We start from the raw sequence: 19002 nt of genomic DNA, 5'->3' as shown, positions 1-19002 counted from the left end.
TGTTGGTGAAAATGCCCACCGTCACCGTTCGTCAGCGACCGACGACTGAGTGGCTCTCACTCGCCCATGCCGCTCCAAAAAGCTAACCATTTCATGATGAAAGCGCTCTGGCTCATCAGCCATCACTTTATGACTGCTGTTTTCAAACAACCGGTACTCACCATTTGGCATGGCCTTCGCAATTTCTTCGTTGGCTGCCGGAGGTGTAATCCAGTCATGCTGACCCGCAATGATGAGCGCTGGCACCCGAATGTGCTTTAACGCCTCGATATAGTCCATATCCCGCAAAAAACCACCAAATCCGCGGTTCAACGCTTCTTTAGAACGATACGTTACGGGCCTTTTTTCAGCAGGTTTCATTGAATACCAAGGCCCCATCAGTTCATAAAAACGTTGCAAGTCCTCATCGGTATTCAGCTCCCCTGCCCACAACTTGTTGCAATACGCGGTGTGCTCTTCACTTCCACGCTCGTCAACAATTTCCTTCGCCATTTGCATAAAATTACCGTGACCCGCAGTCGTAATAAGGAATAATCCGTCCAAATGCTGTTCATATTGCGTAGCATATCCTTGCGCAACCATCCCACCATACGAATGCCCAAAAATCCACACTTTCCCAAGCCCTAGATACTGGCGTAACGATTCAAGGTCCTCCACATTTTGCTCCATCGTATACGTAGCAGGATCACTCGAATCTGAAAATCCCGATCCTCGCTGATCAATATAAATCAGTTGCATGTAAGGCTTCAACGAATCCAAGTACGGTTTAAATGCCACATGATTCCCACCAGGACCGCCATGCACAACAAAACAAACCGGCTTCTCTACTAACTCCCCATCAACCACATCAAACTGCGCCCCATCCACATCAAAAAATAAGCGCGTGCCATTCAATTCTGCGTACACACAATCCCCTCACTTTATTGATTGTAGAAAATTTTGAATATATAATGAGTGTACCAAGCTTCGGGAGTGAAGTATATGTGGCAAACGATGCAATCCTTTATTGAAGAAAAGAATGCTGTGTTCGGGGTGAGCGTTACACACGTGGAAAGCGGGGAACACTTCTCTGCGCGCGGTGACGACCCTTTCCAACAAGCGAGCGTGTTTAAAGTCCCAATTTTACTTTCGTTATTAAAGAAAGTCGATCGGGGAGAGATTGACCTCTTGGCACGTGTCACACTCACACAAGAAGACGAAGTGTATGGTTCAGGGATCCTTAAAGAACTCTCACCTGGACTAGCCCCGACGTTCAAAGACCTTGCTGTGCTCATGATTATTGTTAGTGACAATCTTGCCACCGATAAGATCCTGAAAATCATCGGTCTTGAAACTGTGCAAAAAGACTTAAAAGATTGGGGTTTACGCGCACGACGATGGACGTGACAACCTCTGACCTGCTCGCCCATTCTGTCGGCCTTACACCAGAGCCTTATTCTCAGTCATACGCAACCGAGCTTCACAAACGCCTTTCCTCGGAACAATTTGATCCGAATAATCGCGTGTTTCAAACACATACAGAAACGAACACGACGACACCAAATGAAATGAACCAAATCTATGAACGTCTTCTCGCTGGGGAGTTGCTTAGTCCGTCATCTACATCAATCGCACTGGACATTTTAAGTCGGCAACATTTGAATCGACGAATCCCTAGATACTTACCTAAAAGCGTTCAAGTGCTTCATAAAACCGGCTCATTAGCCGATCATCTTAACGATGCAGGCATTATTCGAATAGATGACCATAACACGCTCATCGTTTCCATATTTTCCAGAGGCCACGCCTCAACAGAAGCCGGAGAAGACGACATCGCACACATCGCCAACCGCGCGGTGCAAATTATTCTGAACCAATCATCTCATACAATCGTATAACAACAAAGGAGGCGACAACCTATGGATGCATCTGCATACGAATCATTTGCAAACACAATCATTGATACACACAAAACTCCGGGTGTAATAGTTGCAATAAAAGACCGCTATGAGAAAGGGTTTGGCTACCGAGATGCAGCCAACAAATTACCCGTGACCGAAGAGACCGTCTTTGGCATCGGCAGCATTACAAAGTCCATGACGTGTATCGCTATTTTACAGCTTGAAGAACGAGGAGAACTCGACGTCCAAGACAAAGTGACAACCCACATTCCAGAGCTCTCTTTTCCCGGGTCAGAACAGATCACCATTCATCACTTAATGACGCACACATCAGGCATCCCCCCACTGAACACACTTTTTTATGCGAACAAGAAGTCGATGGAAGCCGACGGAAGTTTTGATTTGCAAATGAAAATGGGCGTTCCACTTGATGCCAACCAAAAAAGCATCGAGACGTATGATGACCTCATTGACTACTTGAACACGACATCATTCACGATGCTTGAGACACCTGGAACGGTATTCAGTTATTCAAACGATGGTTACGCACTGTTAGGCATCATCATTGAGCGGGTGTCAGGTCAAGTTTATGCCGATTATATGGAGGAGTACCTTTTCTCTCCACTAGAAATGAACACTACATTCTTTAACCCGAAATACCTGAATGAGCACACAGCGACGCTCCTGTACTCTGCAGATCCTACTGCTGACAATCCTGAAATTGAAGCGTCTCCAGGCTGGTGGGACGCCTATTCAATGTGGTCAGCTGGGTATGTAAAGTCCACTGCTCGAGATATGATTCGCTACGGTGAGTTCTTCTTAGAGCCATATCAAGGACTACTTTCCCCTGAACGAATCCAGGCGATGTGCACCCCTCATATTCAAATCGAACCTGGCATCTACTACGGATACGGTGTGGTGATCACTCCTGACTTTTTCGGGACGACTCGCATTGATCACGGCGGTGGAATCAAAGGCGTTTCCGCTCATTTCGCTGTCCTTCCAGATAAAGCCATGAGTGCTGTCTGTTTAACGAACATCGCCGGTGCCCCTGCAGAAGTTCTGTTAAACGGCGCCGTACAAAGTGAGCTCGGCATCGAACCAGAAGCCCAGGCCATTCAATATCCCGATATTCGCTTACACACGCGGACCGGCAAGCGATCGTCGGTACGTACGAGTCGAACGAAGGTCAAGTCGTCCACGCCTACGAGAAAGACGATAACATATACATTGAGATTCAAGACAATGAATTTGAAACTCGTTCCGTTAGCCCACGCGCATTAACGATCCAACTTCAAGGGGATGAACACCTGCTGCAATTCAACGACGGTCGACTGCAATTTGGGTTTCGCCAACTGCTGAGAAAAGCGTAACACTTGTCAAACCTTGTCCTTTTTTGACACATATTCCCCACCTAAGCCGAATAGTAATAAGAAGGCGGTGGGGTTTATGAATGCATTTATTGTGTTGCTTGAAGAGATGTTGGTGCTTTACTGCATTCTCATCTTTGGATGGCTTGCTCAGCGGTTTAAGCTGTTGCCACCCATGAGCAAGCTCGTATTTACGAGACTGCTCCTCTATGTCACCCTTCCATGTCTTATCGTTTCCTCCATGCACTTATCTTTTGAATATGAACGTGTGTATGCCGTTATTACGTTAATCGTAATGTCATTCCTGTTTCTCAGCATTACCCTTTTGTATGGACGGTGGCTCTCTAAAGCCATGCAACTCCCTGACTACCGATCCGGTGTTTTCAAAAACTTATTGCTTTTTGGCAACCAAGGCTTCATCGGCGTTGCCGTCGTTTTTCAACTGTTTGGTCACGAAGGGATGTTTCTAGCTGCAGTCTTTAACCTTATTTATTTCATCCTCATCTGGACGTACGGCATTGCTGTTATGAACGCACCTACCCACCAGTATGGAAGAATCCAGGACTTATTGCGACAGTCATCGGATTAGTCTTTTTCTTTCTTCCGATCTCTTTACCCGTTGCACTGCTCGCATCTATTGATGCGGTCGGACAGATGACCATCCCTCTGTCCATGATTGTCATCGGTGTCATCCTCTCAGAACAACATTGGCGCTCACTTGCGAGCCTCTTGAAAGATCGCTTATTATGGTTCGCCGTTTCCCACCGACTTCTCATCCTGCCACTACTCATCTTCTTACCTCTCGTCTTGCTCGACATCCCGTTTCAATGGCTTGCCGTCGGCGTACTCTTATCAGCAACACCTTGTGCACCCACCATTAGTTTGTATAGCGAGCTGTACGGCGGTGACACACCTTTCGCCTCGGTCGCTGTTGTGCTCACCACACTACTCGCCGCCTTCACACTCCCCTTACTCTACCTTATCTTTTTAGCCCTCACGTAAAAAAAGAAAGCGGACTGCTATCCGCTTTCTTGCAATGATTGAACGAGCACGACTTGATCACGGAGCTGGATGCCGTTTTCAAAGATCGGTTGTTCATATTCGTTTATAAAGTGATCATGTACGATGTGAGCCATCCGAAATCCGCATTTTTGATATACGTACAGTTGCGCTACTCCGGTACTACCCGTTTTTATCATAATCTGAGCAAATTTCATGCGCCTCGCTTCTGCAATTGCGTGTTTAACAAGCTGGGTTCCAAGTCCTTGACCTTGGAACCGCTCATCGACGGCGACATTCATGACCTCCACCTGATTGTCAGCCTGCGCCATTAGCACATAAACACCGACAATGGCACCGCCACGTTCCAATACATATACACACCCTAACGCTCCGTACGTTTGTATCTTCCCTTGATCAGGGTCGGCGAGGGAGAGCAGCACCACGGGTAGCGGCTCATCGCCTCTTAGCTGTCTTATACTGTGGTTCATTGTCGTTTTTTCTACCCTTCTATCAATATCTCGGAAAACGCCCTTGCTAGCCTCACTTGGCCTCGAAAGGCGAGCGCCGCCTCTTTCTCTAGATCTGAAACATCGCCATATTGAGGAAGGTGAGTAAGTACCAATTGTTTCACACCTGCCGCTTCAGCAAGTTCACCTGCTTGCTTACCGCTTAAATGACCTGGAATTTTCTCGATCATATGATCGTAAGTGGAAGCTTCACTCACGAGCGTATCAGAACCTTGGGCAAGACGTACGACATTCTCACTCCACGCCGTATCCGCAGTAAACGTGATCGAATAATTCTCCGAGTCGAAGCGAATTGCAAGGCAATCGACAGGATGAACAGTCTTCGTTGTCTTCACTACCCACGGTCCTATCGTTAATAACTGCTCTGCCTCTAATGAAATCCCCATTGACACCTCATGATAATTCAGCCTTGAAAACTGCTCCTTGTCATACGGGTGCGCATAAATCGGCAGTGTAGCCGTTCGCTTCCCTAGGTGAGAATCAATGAGTAACGCATGCTGTAAGCATCCAATATCCGCTACATGATCCGGATGGTAATGACTGACCACAACCGCATCAAGCTCATGAAGTGGTATTATTTGTTGGAGCGCTGACAAAACACCACTCCCACAATCAAACAAACATCGAAACCCTTTTTCTTCCAATAAAAAAGCAGAGGTGGCCTCCCCTCGCTTCGGGTACGCACCCCAAACACCGATTGGTGTGATGTTCATATGGATCAGCCTCATTCGAATGGTCGTCTATATGCGTTAAAAACGCGCTACTGTAAGTAAATCCAGCTTTCTCAAAAAACGCAGACTCACAACAAATCTCAGAAGAAACATACAAGAGCGTGATGGCTTCTTCCACCTTAAATTGCTTCACCGCATCCATTATACTTTCAAGAATCTTACGATCTCGATATTGCGGTGTCGTATAAGCACTCGTTATGACCGCATAAACATTTTGTTCTTGATCTGGGTAAGGAAACCCTCGAGAAACTTTCAATGACATCTGTCCAGTCAAACTTCCATCATCTTCTGCTACCCAAACATAATGCTCATCACTCAAAATAATTTCAAACAAGTAATTATTATACTCCTCATGGAAAACAGTATAACTACTCGCATCCAAACTACTGTCTTGTTCTTTTGCATCCGTCCAACGCATTACGATTAATTGCTCAACATCATCGAGCGTGGCAAAGCGGATTTCCATAGTTTCACCCCGTAATCATAATAGTATTGCTCGGCTGAGGTGTTCGCTTTCTACCTTACAAACCCATGGCAACAACGTGAAAGAATACCCTATCATTATAACAAAATTCTACACGTAAAGATGATGTTTTGTCGAAAAAGATCAATATTTCTTTCTATTCCTAATCTTTTTATGTTCTTTTCATAATATACGAATTTCTTTTGAGCCGATACTTTACAATGCATCTCAATCATACTTTCCATTGATACATAAGTCTAGCGTCCTTTGGTTATATTTTCTAGATTATAGGATGATTTTAATAGATAAAAGCCAATTTTACTACACTCTATACCCGAAAATCACACATACAAGTCATCTTTGAAATAAATTTTCAATCCAAACAAAAACCGATGCCCAGCATTGCCAAACTCTTCCGACTGTGCTAAGATATGAACGTGACGTCAAGCATACATATTCCGCAGTAGCTCAGTGGTAGAGCAACCGGCTGTTAACCGGTAGGTCGCTGGTTCGAATCCTGCCTGCGGAGCCATTTTATCGCTTCCTTAGCTCAGCTGGTAGAGCGCATCCATGGTAAGGATGAGGTCACCGGTTCAAGCCCGGTAGGAAGCTCCATCTAAACACTAATAACGACGCGGGTTTCAGCATTTGCTGGAACTCGCTTTTGTTTTGATATGAGGTCATTTGGTGCCAAAGTGGTGACCTTTCGTGAAGTGCAGTAGTAAAACACTGCTATTTTTTAACATTTGATAAAGAACGTTTGTTCGCATATAATGAAAATAAATTCCCGATCGAGGGGGTGCATGATGAGAAGAAATAAATTAACGCCGGGAAGCAACATGCGCTGGGAATCAATGCGAATGATCTTGCCGGAGCACCGGAAATGGAAATGCATTAGAAAACAAATGGAACCATCCCTATCGACACTGGAACTTCAAACCTGCCCCCAAAAAACATTTGCAAACTTTCTAATATTAGTTTATAATACAGAAAAATCACCCGATTGAACCGAAGGCTTGCGTTTATATGTGAGCTACTTAGTAGGTGATATTGGGTGGCTATTTTTATGTCTTTATTGTCGATAAATATTTATCAAAATGAATAAAAGACAAACACATAGATTAACCTAGTAACGTCCGCTCCAATTCCTGCTGTTGACACGTCCTTTTAGGGCGTGTCTTTTTTTAAGAATAAAATACCTATAAGGAACAACCAAACAAGCAATAACAACCCTACAGCCTCAGTAAATTCGTGGATGCTTTGACGACCAAACATTAAAAAGAACCAAGAACTCAAGTATGAAAAGATATGTAAACTACCAATAAATAGTCCCGATATAGCTATCCTAGGATGTAAATTTTTGAGCATCTTAGAATGTGACAGAATCCATACTCCAATTGCAAGATTGGACAAAATATAAACGCTTGTAGAAAAGCCACCCTCAATCATAGTCCATTCAAATAAATGTACTGCAAATTGTTGAGAGAATTCATTTGTTGCTTCGCTATACAGGTTTATTGAATAGGCTACACTTGCAGCTTGAAGCATGAGCGACAAAGAATAGAACATAAAACCTATTACACCAAAGATTAATCCAATAATGTTAGTTAACTTCTTACCTGGAATTGATTTTAAAAAACAAAATAAACCAATAGGAATAGCTACAGTAACGAGCATAATAATCGACTTACTCCCATGGTCTAAAGCCAAGTAGCCAACATGGGAAGAGTGATACTCTAGCCCTTTTTGACTTATTGACATTCCGCTATCGTGGATCAAAAAAGGGTTTTGGATAGAAAAAATTATGTTATATACCATCCAACCAACTATAATTATAATATGTATAAATGAAATGTAGCCTAAAAACTTCAAAAGTACACCTTCCTCATAAATGTACAGCATTTAGTATGTTTTTATTTCAACAATATCGTTTACCGCAAATACAAAACCCCCGCCATGACAGCGAGGGCATTTATCGGAAACGACCGTTCCCGACTCTCTCACCTTAAATTTACTGATTATTTCACCTCTTGTCAATCCGCTCATTTAAAGATCCGCCGTAACCCTCGACCGTGACCTTACCTGCTGCCCTTCTAGCGATGCGTAAACTATTTAAACAAACAAGCCCCGCTCACAAAGAACGGGGAATTTATCGGAACCTGCTTGACTAGTTCCGACTCTCTCCATTTAAATCTACATCGTTTTACACTCAGTTTCAATAAAAAATTAGAAAATTATAAATATAACTAGACATTCCCACTCCATCAATGTACATTATACTCATAGTGCGTGGGGGCGCATTGGCAATGTTCTTTGACGGATCGCCGTATGCCATGAAAGTGGCACGTGCGGTGAAGGCTCGTTATAAAGTTGAGATAGAGAGAAGGCATAAGACGAGAATAGCGAAGATGATGAGAATAGCTTATTGGCACCACCGGAAATTACTCCAGTAGATTCAGTCGTCGGCAGCTTCGTTACTTTTACATCTCAAGATAATGATTGGTTAGAAAGTTATCACAGTTTATCAGTTAGGTTACCCTCAGGTATAACTCATACAAACATTCGAAGAGATGTTACAGATGATATTATTAATTCTCGTATGACGGCTTCTGAGCCAATGGTTATGATTTTCACTTTTAGTCTCATGGTTATGAAGATGCGGAAGTAACAGTGAATGTGACTGAATCATATTAAGAGCACGCACTATGCGGGCTTTTTTTAATCCAAGTTACCCGTGCGGTCAAGCGCAGACGCAAGTTGCTCTCTGGTTACATACTCACCTGGTCGTTCGCCATTAAGCACACCGTTATTTTCAGCTTTTGTCCATGCGCCGATATGAGCGTCTGAAGGGTTGCTCCTGCTCGATCCATTAGCCATAGCCGCTTTTGCTAAAGTACCAAATAGATCGCTCTGCTTGAGTGTACCTGCTTTTAGCTTATCCTCCATATCACTAACGCCAAAGCGCCGCACAACGTCCTCAATCGCTTTATTATTGCTTAAAAAGTCCGCATCTAACACTACATACTCCTCCTCATCCTCTGTAGTCTCTGACTTAACCTGCTCCACTGCCCCAACACCAGCCAAAAACGACGCAAACCCCTCACGCAATAGCCTAGCCGGGCAGTTTTTACCTGTCTCCTGACGGTGTGTAGTGATGACACTAATGCCCAACGCTTGCAAATGAGCAATCAGCGCTTGAGCGTTAGCTTTCGTCTTTTGCCAGTTGCCGTCTGAGTTAACACATATCTCTATACCGACGCTATTAATATTGCCCGCGCCCGAGTGCCAGCCACGCTCGTTAATCGGCAAATGCTGGCGGATCTCCTTATCGTCAACTGTAAAATGCCAAGACACCGATCGTCTGCGTGCGTCTGCTCCTTTGACGTATCGACCGTGCATAGCCGCGTTGGCACCTCTTGATGCGTTGGCTGTCTCGTGTACAACGATCTTATTTGGCGTTTGCCAGTGCCCCGGCCGGTTGCTGGCAGACCGAGGGATCATATCAGATATAATGTTGACCATGCCTACACCTCTTGTTTATCTGCCGTCTGCATACGGTGCCATCCGTCCTGTATTTGAGCGCGGATGAGGTCATCAGACACCTCGATTCCGTAGCGCTCAAGTATTTTGGAGGCGTACTGTGTTGCCTCTTCAAACTTTAGCGCGCCGGACTCGCCGCTGAATTGCTCCTCGATGCGCTCAACCGCCACGTTTGTGATCTCAGCGATGATGCCGAGGTTGTCACGGTCTGCAGCGATTTCCAAGTACCGTTTGATTTTTGGTGTAAAATAAGAAACAGCCGCCGCAATTAAGATGCCGACAGCTGATAAGACTACCTCTATTAATGATGTTTGTAGTGCTTCTAACATGTGATCATCTCCCTCATTATTTAAAATGCTAACCTCTCTACGCCAAACGCCGCTGCAAAGATGATAAATGCGACGGTTAAAAACCACCACAATCTCGTCAGTGTTTGGTCCTGTAATTTAACGACATTCTTCGTGCTGTCCAAAACTTGATCTTGCTTTGTGCTAACCTCTGCCATTTGCACGGATGCTTCACTCATTTTCTCTTTCAATCCATTAACCGCCCGGCGTACTTCGATCATCTCGTCTTCAATCTTGTCGATACGCTTATTCGTTACTTTCGTGTCAGCTTTTGCTTCACTTCGTGCTCTCCCGAGTTCTTCCTCGAGTGTATCTAATCTTTTTGTAAGTGATTCTATTTCTAAGTCTCTTTGCACTGTCGCATCCAAGTTCCCACCCCTATCCATAAAAAAATAGCACCTCACCGGGCGCTCTGTCGCATCTCTCTCTTGATAACCTTGATAAAGCTAGGCAAATCGTGTCCAAACGTTACAGATAGCGAGCGACCCTTATCACGCTCGATCACCTCCTCGATATCCTCAATCCTTGCATCAAGGTTACGCCCCATTTGCGGTTTTGTACGGTCACAATGTCGCCTAAATCATAGTCAACCTCATATTTAAACGGAGAGCCGTCAATAATTTGGCAGGTGAACGACTGCTTGCGTGCCTTTTCTGCCAGTGATTCCTCGCCGCGTTGCCTAAGCTCTTCGTCAATATCTTCAACCGGACGCGGGACCATCTCGCCCGTATCCTCGTCCTCAATTTCCTCTTCGACATCTCGAGCATCAACAAACGATTCTCGCCGATCAAGTCCGTCCCCATCGCCGACAACCACTATACGACGCTCTGCGCCCTCGCCCTGTCCAGCTACATAAACTACTGAAGCGTAGTCAACAATGCTATCTAAAAACTGTTGCTCGGCGACGCTGTCAAACTCGGGGCTAAATATAACGGGCGGGTTATCGCTTTGTCCCTGCGTCAGGTCTCGACCCTCGGACACGTCCATAACCCACTTGCGTTGCTCATAATCGAGATAGCAGTACCACCCTAAGCCTGTGAGCGTCGACATGCGCTCGAGCTCAGCGTCCAGCTCTTTATATGAGGCTTGCCACTGGATGCGCCGCCCTCGCTGTTGATCCGGTGCGATGACCACTTGATCTTTGCGACGGATGCCTTTGTGTCGATCAGCTTCTTCCGGTGCGACCACGTTGTTGTTAAAATAGTGTTTCATGACCGTTTCTGCTGCTGCGGTTATCCGATCATAATCTCTACCGGAAGGGGCGAGAGTAAGCGAGTCTTTTGCAATGCCCTCTAACGTCACACCTTGTATGGTCCATAGCTCTGACTCTGCGCCCGCTTGATCCACCGCCGCCTCTCGGTGCAAGATACGCCCTACACGGTTTACATCGTTGCCAATCATAATCAGATTGTTTATTTCCAACTGTGATATATCCACCGAGTTTTGGTTGATGACGAGCTGAAAATCCCCGACGCCGGACCACCGCCGGGTGTGGATCATGGACTCGTACTGGTCAATCTCGGTCAACAACTCCACGTTCTTCGTAAATATGCGTAGAGGGTACATATCTCACCTCGTATTCTTTTACTTATACATAGAACTCTTTTTTTAATCTCTCGCGATACAAGTCCTGTAATTTATTCACAGATTCCACTAAATCATCATAGTGAATAGCAGCCTTGCTTGAAATAGTTTTAGTTTGTCTTAAGATCCCAAGATTGTTCTGAACCTCTCTCAACAGTATTACTTCGTCATCGTCAAGCCATATACCATATGTTATCTCAAATTCATTCATACGCTTCTCATAAACTGAAGCCCAGATGAATTTATCATTGTCGCCATCACTTTTCCACATCTCAATAATAATTCTTGACATTTTATCGTAGGCTTTTACTTTATTGTTTTTATATTCTCTCCTTATCTCATCTTTATACAAAGACTTCTTTGAGAAATGAGCGAACGCTTGTGGAACGATGGAACCTAAAATTGCTGAAGCAGCAGCTATAATTGCAATCTGTAATTCAATAATAATCATCCCCTTAATGTATTTAATGGAAATACTACTATACATCTTAGGAATTTGAACATAAAAAATACGCCCTACTCGGCGTTATCCTCATCATATTTTTGACCTGTGATCTGCTCAAACTCATCCTCGTTAAGCTTTCTAAACTCTACCGCTTCCACGACCATCTCCACTGTCCACGAGCCATTAGCATAAAAACGTTTAATCATATCAAACCAATTCAGCACGGAGCACACCACCTCTCATTAGCTCGTAGTATAGGTTGCCAATGTCTTTGTCATGTGAGTCGTTGCGGGCTGACTCATGCATGAGCATATACGTTATATGGGCTAGTTCATCTTCGACATTAGGAGGAGTTGGAGGTTCTTCGAGTTCGTCTTCAATCAACCCTTTTTCTTTCATCTTTCTATACCAAGCCCTAAAACCGTCAACCAAATAGCGCGCCCCTGTTCTTTCACAAACAAGCCATTTCCCGTCTTCATCTGTGTGTTCAAAGAAATTATTTTCCAATTTAGAACCTCCAATCATCATATATCGCCCAAACTTTCAAACGAGAACCCGTTCTAAAAGAACAATCGACTTCCGTATTATTTGCAGAAGCCACCGTTTCCTGCGGAACTACAATCTTCAACATTTTAGTTAAATTTACATTAGCTGTTGTTCTAAAGAGCGAAACATTACTGTTATTAAACTCAAGACTGACCGTCTTAATTTTTTCCGGTCCTTGGCTTGGAGGGCTTCCAACATTAGGGTCATTGCCAAAATGGTTATTTTGACTCCAATAAAATTCTAAAAAGCCTATTTTTTCAATAACCCAACCGTTTGAGTTAGCACTACTACCTGTATCCCAACCTCCCAAAATATTTCTAGCCGTCATATTAGTGGAGAATAGAAATACTTCTGTGTTATTACCGATTCTTAAATATGGTCTAATTCCCATATTATTCGAACCGTGTCTAGTTATAATATTAAAATTTAATCGGGAAGTTAATTCAAAACGTACACCTTTTGCATTCTGAGGAATTGGAACTTCTAACTCTTTTGTCCCGTTTGGTATTGCTTGATTGTGATACAACTCAATTGGTGTGTTTGCTCTTATTTGTACCCTTGACAACATTGGTGTCATATAAGAAGCGTTATCATCCCCGGCTATTGCCTGTTCGTTGGTTGCAATAGGGAAGTTTCGAACATTAGAAAAATCATCCCTAAACCGCTGAATCTCCGCATCAATATGCTCCATCGCCTCATCGACGTTCAAGTCAAGCAACGACCGCACCAACCCGCATACATCCTCATCATACCGCTCATCCGCAATCTGCGAGTCCTCTATAAACGACTGCCCGCCGATTACGTTGATGCGAGCAATGGAGAGCTCGTAGATCCACTCGTCGCGTTGTAGCTCCGGCGGCTCGTCCTCTGTGCCCTGCTTAATATGAGCACGGATATTGCGCTGATCCTCGTTAAGATTGAGACGCACGACCACACGATCAATGCGGTTGTTATCTGCTAGTGGCACGGTTAATGGCAACGGGGCGGTGTTTTCATACATATATCCACTAAAAAACGCCGCGCCCGCATCCACCTGTACTCTCATCTGGGCGTCGGACGTGACGGAAAGCCCTGCCTCGGCATTTTTGTGGTATAAGCCTGTGGTTAAAAACTTGGAAAAGTACCCTGCAAACCTCTCCGAATCATAGATCCGAGGGTCGTTTTGTGCACTATTAAAAAAGCTGTATCTCTCTGTCATAATGACCTCCTATATCCCGACATATCGCTTTTGATAGGTGATGATCACCGTTGCCTCATCTGCCCCCTCATCCGCGCTGTAATTGATCTCGTTTGTGCCTGGCACTAAATTAAAGAGCGAGGACTCAGGATTGATCCAACCCCAAGCGCTTTGTCTTGTGCCGTCCTCGTCCACGATCTCGATCTTTTTATCCCGACCTCTTGCCGTGTTGATCTCAAGGCGCTGTGTGGCGCTTATCTCTCGATTAATCTGTATAAATTCGCCCGTAGTAACGTTATCAATCCGTGGATTAAGCGCCGGACCTCTAAACTCGATTGTAATTGGGCAAGGCACGTCACCGTCGTTGTCGATGTAGGCAAAATCACCCGTTTGCCCAAATTCGATAGGAAATGAAAACGGAAACGTCCACAGCCCGAGGTAGGCGGTCATCGGTGTTTGAGACACCCTCACACTCCGCCAAAACGGGTCGGGGGCGAATAGATCAAGGGGCGCTTCCTGTATAAACACCCCTTGAACCTCATCCTGTATAAAATTCGGTGTACCATCAGCTACACAAGACATGATGTACTCGTCACCTGTGTCTAAAACGACATGCAATATGCCCTCTCCTAGCAAAGGATTAAATATCCGATTCATCAACCTCCGGCGCTCAATCTGCTCTTGCTTCGATCCTAAGATCATGAGATCAAATGTCATATCCCGAGGCTCAAACAACTGGTTGATAAGCGTTGCACCATTTTGATTAGGTGCTCGTTGAGATTGGAGGTCTGTCGGGATATGGCTCAATCCCTCGCGGCTACGTATGCGGTACATGTGGCGTGTGCCCTCACTAAAGACCACGCTATTTCCTGCTGCATTTGTAAAGCTAATCCGCATTACGCAAACCCCCAATCCCTTGTAGCGTTTTTCATGGCTTTCGACTGTTGGCGCTTCTCATCAGATGGGTTCGATGAGCGATTAAATGTCTGATGGATTTCGATGTTTTGCGGTTGGCGATCTTGACGCATAGGGATACCGCCACCCTCGCCGAGTCCAGTGCTTCGCACTGCCTTGAGCGCTTCCTCGTAAACGTCGCGGGAGACTGCCATTCCGCCAGTTGCAGTCGTTCCTTGTTTGCCATCCAAGTTATCGCTAATGGCAAAGCCTGTCGTGCCATGTTCAAACTCTACTCCAAGATCTTGCAGAGCTGACCGGATGCTACGCCCTGTATCGTTAAACGTTTGCTCATGAGCATTTGACACGGAACTCCCCGCCTTTCTCGCTTCCTCTGCTATATCCCTAGATGCTGACTTCACAGACTCCATTGACTCTCTGATTCCCTCTGCGATTTCCTCACCGAGCGTTTTCCCAACGTCCTTAAACTCCGGCATAAAGCCGAGCATTATCTGCACCGAGTCTTTGAGCGCTTTGTCAATCTCATCTTTTACTGATTGCATGAGTTCGCGCATAGCATGAGCGATAGGCTTTTCGCCTTTTTCGATGGATTTTGCCATTGGTCCGCCGAAGTCGAGTTTGTCCAAGTCACTCATCGGACCCTCTTTTGCAGGCGAAAACGGGAGCAAGTCACGAGCTGATTGCATGACACCCGTTACGGCTTCCGTTACGCTACTTGCGGCATTGCCGATCCCTTGAACAACCATGTCAATTAAGCCACGACCGGCTTCCCTGAAACTATCGAACATGCTTGTAATGACATTGAGTGCTGCATCCATCCCTTTTTGAACGGCATCTCGTACATTTTCAAAGGAACTAGTAACTGTATCTCTCAAACTGCTAAAGATATTTTGGAAGGTATCACGGATGTTGTTTAGCATGTTTGAGACGATATTTCTTGCGGCGGTTAGTACAGAATCTATCGTGCTTCTCACGCTGTTAAAGCGATCCGTAACCGTCGATAGCACGGTAGACAGTATGGTTGAGAAGATCGTCGAAATGGCATTTAGAACAGAATTGACAGTCTCTCTCGCTTGATTGATTCTGTCGGTAATGTTAGACACCATTTCCTGAAATCTCTCACGAACATTGGTGATGATTGTCGTAAGGACCGTAGCGAAAAACGCCTGTATTGCCGTCCATACGCTGTTGATTCTCTCTCTGGTGTTATTGATCCGATCAGTGATGGTTTGAAGCATGTTAAGGAAACGCTCACGGATGTTTGAGAGAATGCTAGTAAGAATTTCCGCAAAGAATGAACGTATAGAATTCCATATATTGGATATTAATTCACGAACATTTTGCATTTGATTGTTGATTGCATCTCTCATACCTTGAAAATCGCCACTTACAAGCGCAGACAAAAAGCTCAAAGCGTTTGAGAATGTATCTTGGATGTACGACCAGACCGATTGTATGATGTCTGCGATGGTGTCAAAAACTGTGTTCATTTCAGAACTCAGATTCCGAAACCAGTCAATCACACCGTCAACAAGCCCGCGCACAAAATCAATAACCCATTTGACTAAGTTTCCAAACCACTTAACAATTGCGTTTACCATATCTGGAATAATTGAATTGCCCACAAGCGTCATGTAAAGACCGTGGAAGTAGTCATAAATTGACGTGACCAAGTTTTTGAAGAAATTAGCAATGCCCGTCCATATATTTTTAAGGAAATTAATCGCTTGTTCTCCGGCTTTTCCGAGATAATCCCAAGCCGCCGACCAGTCACCATAGATAAAGCTAGCGATTGCCAACACAGTGTTAACGACCATATCAACAAGGTTGACTACGGCGTTTATTAATGGTCCGATAGCCGATACTGCCGCATTGAAGATGGAGATCGCCAATCCCCAAGCAGTGACTAACACCCCTCCTACAACGGATGCGATTAATGTCAATATCGGTTTCAAACTGGAAAATAGATTCTTTAATGACTCCCATATTGGACCCACAGACTCAACTAAATTAGTAAGAGCATCACGTACCCGATCAACCATATTCATGACGGTTTCGGTCACGGTCGCCCCGTGTTGATCCCAAAAACTCGTAATGTTCTCTAAGGCTGTTCCTATGAGTCCGCCAATGTATGAGAGTACCTCAGATACTCCGCTACGAATTAATTCGTATCCTGCTATAACTGTTGATAAAAGCGTATCTCCATGCCTATTCCAAAGATCAGTGATCCGATCAACAACACCCGAAATGAAATCTCTTACTCCGCCGATTGCGTTTCTAATCGTTGAGACAGCAGACATTGTTCTCTGTCCTAGATGCTCCTCAACTGATCCTCCGTACTGTTCAATTTGCTCCCGCATATCGTCGTATCCGCCAGTGATGTAACTAAAAGCTTCAACCCACGGCGTGATAAATCCCATTACAGCGCTCTTGATGCGCTCGAATGCCCCGATAACTCCGTCTCTAAACGCTTCGCTGTTGTTCCATAGTGCGACAAACAACAGAGACAATCCTGTTAGTACGCCAATTGCAATACCGACTGGACCGAGCAATGCACTAAATAACGGCGCTAGCTTTCCAATCGAAGTTATGAATTTTCCTGCCACAACAAGCGTAGGACCTATTGCGGCGGCAATGCCACTGATGATGAGTATGGAGTTTTGCACAGATGAGTTAAGTGAGTTAAAGCGTTCCCCTAACTTGCCTAAAAACTCACCAAACTGCACGATGGCAGGCAACATACGCTCTTGGATCGCTGGGAATAGCTGATTATTAAAAAACTCCATCACCTGTACGGCAATGGGTAGGAACATTCCTTTCATGACATTGGTCATCCGCGTCCATGATGTATCAAAGTCCATCGCGGCTTGTACAGCATCCTCGGACATGATAAGCCCCAGTTCCTCAGCTTCCTTACGGGCTTCCTCCATCGTCATTGATCCGTCTTGCAAGGCGGGCAGGAGTCTACGAGCAAGCTGTGTACCAAAGAGTTCAGACGCTACAGCAGAGCGTTCCTGCTCGTTCGTCATTCCGGCCAATGTAGACATTGCTGTCATCATTGCGTCCTCAGTGGACAGCGTGCCATTGCGTACATCGTCCATGTTAACGCCGACACCTTCTAGCGCCTTGGTGTACTTCTCGTTACCATCCGCCGCACGACCCATACGCTGATTGAGACGACCTAGCGCACGGTTCATATCCTGGGTGGCGACGTTGTTTTGTTCGCCCCAGTACGTCATATGCTGGTATGCCTCTACGCCTAACCCTGCTTGCGCTGCGTATTTAGACACTTGCACTCCGGTGTTAGAAAACCCTTTAGCGAGTCCAGTAAGACCCGCAGCCAATCCGACGATAGGACCTGTTACCATCTTGGTCATGCCCATGCCGACGTCGCTGACTTGCTTGCCGACATTTTGCATGCTTTGACCCATACCTTCAATACCCGATCTCGCTTCTGACAGTCCCGATTTCAACCCATCCACCTGTGACCTTATCGCAACAACCACTTCACTTATGGCGCTCATAGCTTCACCTCCCCGCCCATTGCTTTGGCTATGTTCATTGCAGCTAACTTCTGCTTATCTGCTGACTTGTTTCCGAGGTTCTTTTGTTTGCCCTCGAACCAATCAAAGGGATCTTTCATTTTGCTTTTTTCGCTCTTTTTCAACTTGCTATTGTGATACAAAGAAGCGAGCAATCCAGTGCGGTAGTCTTCACGCTTTTGAATCGCTCGCTCATATTCGAATTTTAGGTTGTGGCGATTCATTAGAGCCTTAAAGTGGACAATGGTTAATCCCCATAACTCATCTTCGCTTAAACCCAAATCAAAGCGCCCGATTGACCAGATATCTAGCCAACCGAGCGCTTTTTTGTTTTTTGTCTGTTTTTCACCGTTGGCAACGGCTTTCAATCCGTTATCCTCTTTCTCGGGAGCAATCTCACGCATGGCTTTTTCAATTGCTTTAAACACTTCTTCCATATTCCCGGGGTGGATAAAGTGCCCCACTTCTTTGATCGTGAGATCCGGATCTTCGTGCTTAAGTGCAGCCGTTACAAAATGCAGGATATCCCCGATTTTGTTTTCGTCCATTTCATCCATGCTCTTGCCAGTCGCTTCTTCAAATTCGTGCATCGCGCCGAGTGTGATGTACATTGTGCGTTTTTTGTCTAAGTCCACTTTAATTGGTGTAGGCATCTTTGCCATTAGTCTTCATCTCCTTCATAATCTGCGGTTACAGTTACGTTTTCGGTTTCTCCCTCAGTTAAATTCACTTCCGATGGATCAGTGCTAATTCCTTGTAACTCGGGTTCGGGTTCTCCAACCGTTACAGATACCGTTGCGGTTTCATCCTCGTAAGAAACTGTAATCTCCGTTTCTCCGGCACTCACAGCCGTAATTACGCCACTGTCGCTCACTGTGGCTATGTCTGTGTCGCCACTGGTATAACTGGCTTGCTCAGTTATATCTGCCATTT

The 19002-nt window shown here is 45.2% G+C and carries 20 protein-coding genes, 2 tRNA genes and 1 pseudogene; 6 read left to right on the top strand and 17 right to left on the bottom strand.

Annotation, left to right across the window (positions count from 1 at the left end; translation table 11 throughout):
* Positions 1 to 21: 21 nt before the first annotated feature.
* Positions 22 to 906: an alpha/beta fold hydrolase gene (locus JCM19039_RS09210; RefSeq protein ID WP_042426277.1), complete on the bottom strand. Its 885-nt coding sequence runs from the start codon at positions 904 to 906 to the stop codon at positions 22 to 24.
* 75 nt (positions 907 to 981) lie between these two features.
* Between JCM19039_RS09210 and JCM19039_RS27900 the strand changes: the two are divergent.
* The 4 genes and pseudogenes from JCM19039_RS27900 to JCM19039_RS09185 all read left to right on the top strand — a co-directional run bounded on the left by JCM19039_RS27900 (position 982) and on the right by JCM19039_RS09185 (position 4252).
* Positions 982 to 1877 (top strand): annotated as a pseudogene (locus JCM19039_RS27900) (serine hydrolase).
* Between the two features lie 21 nt (positions 1878 to 1898).
* On the top strand, positions 1899 to 3164 hold the full coding sequence (locus tag JCM19039_RS09195; RefSeq protein WP_238544983.1) for a serine hydrolase: 1266 nt from the start codon (positions 1899 to 1901) through the stop codon (positions 3162 to 3164).
* 165 nt (positions 3165 to 3329) lie between these two features.
* A complete protein-coding gene (locus JCM19039_RS09190) occupies positions 3330 to 3839 on the top strand; it encodes an AEC family transporter (protein ID WP_042426271.1) in 510 nt (169 codons plus the stop codon).
* On the top strand, positions 3755 to 4252 hold the full coding sequence (locus JCM19039_RS09185; RefSeq protein ID WP_081834427.1) for an AEC family transporter: 498 nt from the start codon (positions 3755 to 3757) through the stop codon (positions 4250 to 4252). Before JCM19039_RS09190 ends, JCM19039_RS09185 begins: the two co-directional genes overlap by 85 nt.
* A gap of 17 nt (positions 4253 to 4269) precedes the next feature.
* Here JCM19039_RS09185 and JCM19039_RS09180 read toward each other — a convergent pair whose 3' ends face one another.
* The 3 genes from JCM19039_RS09180 to JCM19039_RS09170 are packed head-to-tail and all read right to left on the bottom strand — an operon-like array spanning position 4270 to position 5976.
* The gene (locus tag JCM19039_RS09180; protein WP_042426266.1) at positions 4270 to 4740 is read right to left on the bottom strand and encodes a GNAT family N-acetyltransferase; all 471 of its coding nucleotides are present in this window, start codon (positions 4738 to 4740) and stop codon (positions 4270 to 4272) included.
* A gap of 11 nt (positions 4741 to 4751) precedes the next feature.
* The gene (locus tag JCM19039_RS09175; protein ID WP_042426263.1) at positions 4752 to 5492 is read right to left on the bottom strand and encodes an MBL fold metallo-hydrolase; all 741 of its coding nucleotides are present in this window, start codon (positions 5490 to 5492) and stop codon (positions 4752 to 4754) included.
* The gene (locus JCM19039_RS09170) at positions 5392 to 5976 is read right to left on the bottom strand and encodes a GNAT family N-acetyltransferase (protein WP_042426259.1); all 585 of its coding nucleotides are present in this window, start codon (positions 5974 to 5976) and stop codon (positions 5392 to 5394) included. The genes JCM19039_RS09175 and JCM19039_RS09170 overlap by 101 nt, the downstream gene beginning before the upstream one ends.
* A gap of 454 nt (positions 5977 to 6430) precedes the next feature.
* Here JCM19039_RS09170 and JCM19039_RS09165 point away from each other — a divergent pair.
* Together JCM19039_RS09165 and JCM19039_RS09160 are read left to right on the top strand one after the other, a co-directional pair.
* Positions 6431 to 6505 (top strand) — tRNA-Asn (locus tag JCM19039_RS09165).
* A gap of 7 nt (positions 6506 to 6512) precedes the next feature.
* Positions 6513 to 6588: transfer RNA gene (locus JCM19039_RS09160), tRNA-Thr, on the top strand.
* Between the two features lie 552 nt (positions 6589 to 7140).
* Here JCM19039_RS09160 and JCM19039_RS09150 read toward each other — a convergent pair.
* The 13 genes from JCM19039_RS09150 to JCM19039_RS09095 all read right to left on the bottom strand — a co-directional run bounded on the left by JCM19039_RS09150 (position 7141) and on the right by JCM19039_RS09095 (position 19000).
* Positions 7141 to 7845, bottom strand: coding sequence for a hypothetical protein (locus tag JCM19039_RS09150; RefSeq protein WP_042426252.1), 705 nt, complete (start codon positions 7843 to 7845; stop codon positions 7141 to 7143).
* Positions 7846 to 8691: 846 nt separating this feature from the next.
* Positions 8692 to 9495, bottom strand: a complete 804-nt coding sequence (locus JCM19039_RS21935) for an N-acetylmuramoyl-L-alanine amidase family protein (protein ID WP_052398661.1) — start codon at positions 9493 to 9495, stop codon at positions 8692 to 8694.
* 2 nt (positions 9496 to 9497) lie between these two features.
* The gene (locus JCM19039_RS09140) at positions 9498 to 9842 is read right to left on the bottom strand and encodes a phage holin (protein WP_042426249.1); all 345 of its coding nucleotides are present in this window, start codon (positions 9840 to 9842) and stop codon (positions 9498 to 9500) included.
* Positions 9843 to 9862: 20 nt separating this feature from the next.
* The gene (locus JCM19039_RS09135; RefSeq protein ID WP_042426246.1) at positions 9863 to 10228 is read right to left on the bottom strand and encodes a hypothetical protein; all 366 of its coding nucleotides are present in this window, start codon (positions 10226 to 10228) and stop codon (positions 9863 to 9865) included.
* 133 nt (positions 10229 to 10361) lie between these two features.
* Complete coding sequence (locus JCM19039_RS09130) at positions 10362 to 11426, bottom strand: siphovirus ReqiPepy6 Gp37-like family protein (protein ID WP_052398660.1); 1065 nt, start codon at positions 11424 to 11426, stop codon at positions 10362 to 10364.
* A gap of 22 nt (positions 11427 to 11448) precedes the next feature.
* A complete protein-coding gene (locus JCM19039_RS09125; protein WP_152550151.1) occupies positions 11449 to 11895 on the bottom strand; it encodes a hypothetical protein in 447 nt (148 codons plus the stop codon).
* A 65-nt stretch (positions 11896 to 11960) separates the two neighbouring features.
* The gene (locus JCM19039_RS23130; protein ID WP_238544982.1) at positions 11961 to 12113 is read right to left on the bottom strand and encodes an XkdX family protein; all 153 of its coding nucleotides are present in this window, start codon (positions 12111 to 12113) and stop codon (positions 11961 to 11963) included.
* Positions 12097 to 12396 carry a hypothetical protein gene (locus JCM19039_RS09120; RefSeq protein WP_042426241.1) on the bottom strand — a complete coding sequence of 100 codons (300 nt, stop codon included), beginning with the start codon at positions 12394 to 12396 and terminating at the stop codon, positions 12097 to 12099. The genes JCM19039_RS23130 and JCM19039_RS09120 overlap by 17 nt, the downstream gene beginning before the upstream one ends.
* 1 nt (position 12397) lies before the next feature.
* Entirely contained in the window at positions 12398 to 13633 is a 1236-nt protein-coding gene (locus tag JCM19039_RS21930; protein WP_052398659.1) for a hypothetical protein, read from the bottom strand.
* A gap of 9 nt (positions 13634 to 13642) precedes the next feature.
* Entirely contained in the window at positions 13643 to 14509 is an 867-nt protein-coding gene (locus tag JCM19039_RS09110) for a phage tail domain-containing protein (RefSeq protein ID WP_042426238.1), read from the bottom strand.
* Entirely contained in the window at positions 14509 to 18051 is a 3543-nt protein-coding gene (locus JCM19039_RS09105; RefSeq protein WP_042426235.1) for a DUF4239 domain-containing protein, read from the bottom strand. Before JCM19039_RS09105 ends, JCM19039_RS09110 begins: the two co-directional genes overlap by 1 nt.
* Complete coding sequence (locus JCM19039_RS09100) at positions 18048 to 18731, bottom strand: hypothetical protein (RefSeq protein WP_042426232.1); 684 nt, start codon at positions 18729 to 18731, stop codon at positions 18048 to 18050. The genes JCM19039_RS09105 and JCM19039_RS09100 overlap by 4 nt, the downstream gene beginning before the upstream one ends.
* Complete coding sequence (locus tag JCM19039_RS09095) at positions 18731 to 19000, bottom strand: Ig-like domain-containing protein (protein WP_052398658.1); 270 nt, start codon at positions 18998 to 19000, stop codon at positions 18731 to 18733. Before JCM19039_RS09095 ends, JCM19039_RS09100 begins: the two co-directional genes overlap by 1 nt.
* Positions 19001 to 19002: the final 2 nt, after the last annotated feature.

The sequence above is a fragment of the Geomicrobium sp. JCM 19039 genome (assembly GCF_000698145.1).
In the GTDB taxonomy this organism is placed as follows: domain Bacteria; phylum Bacillota; class Bacilli; order Bacillales; family Marinococcaceae; genus Geomicrobium_A.
The sequence above is the reverse complement of the archived record's forward strand: the minus strand, read 5'-3'. Positions and strand labels throughout refer to the sequence as shown.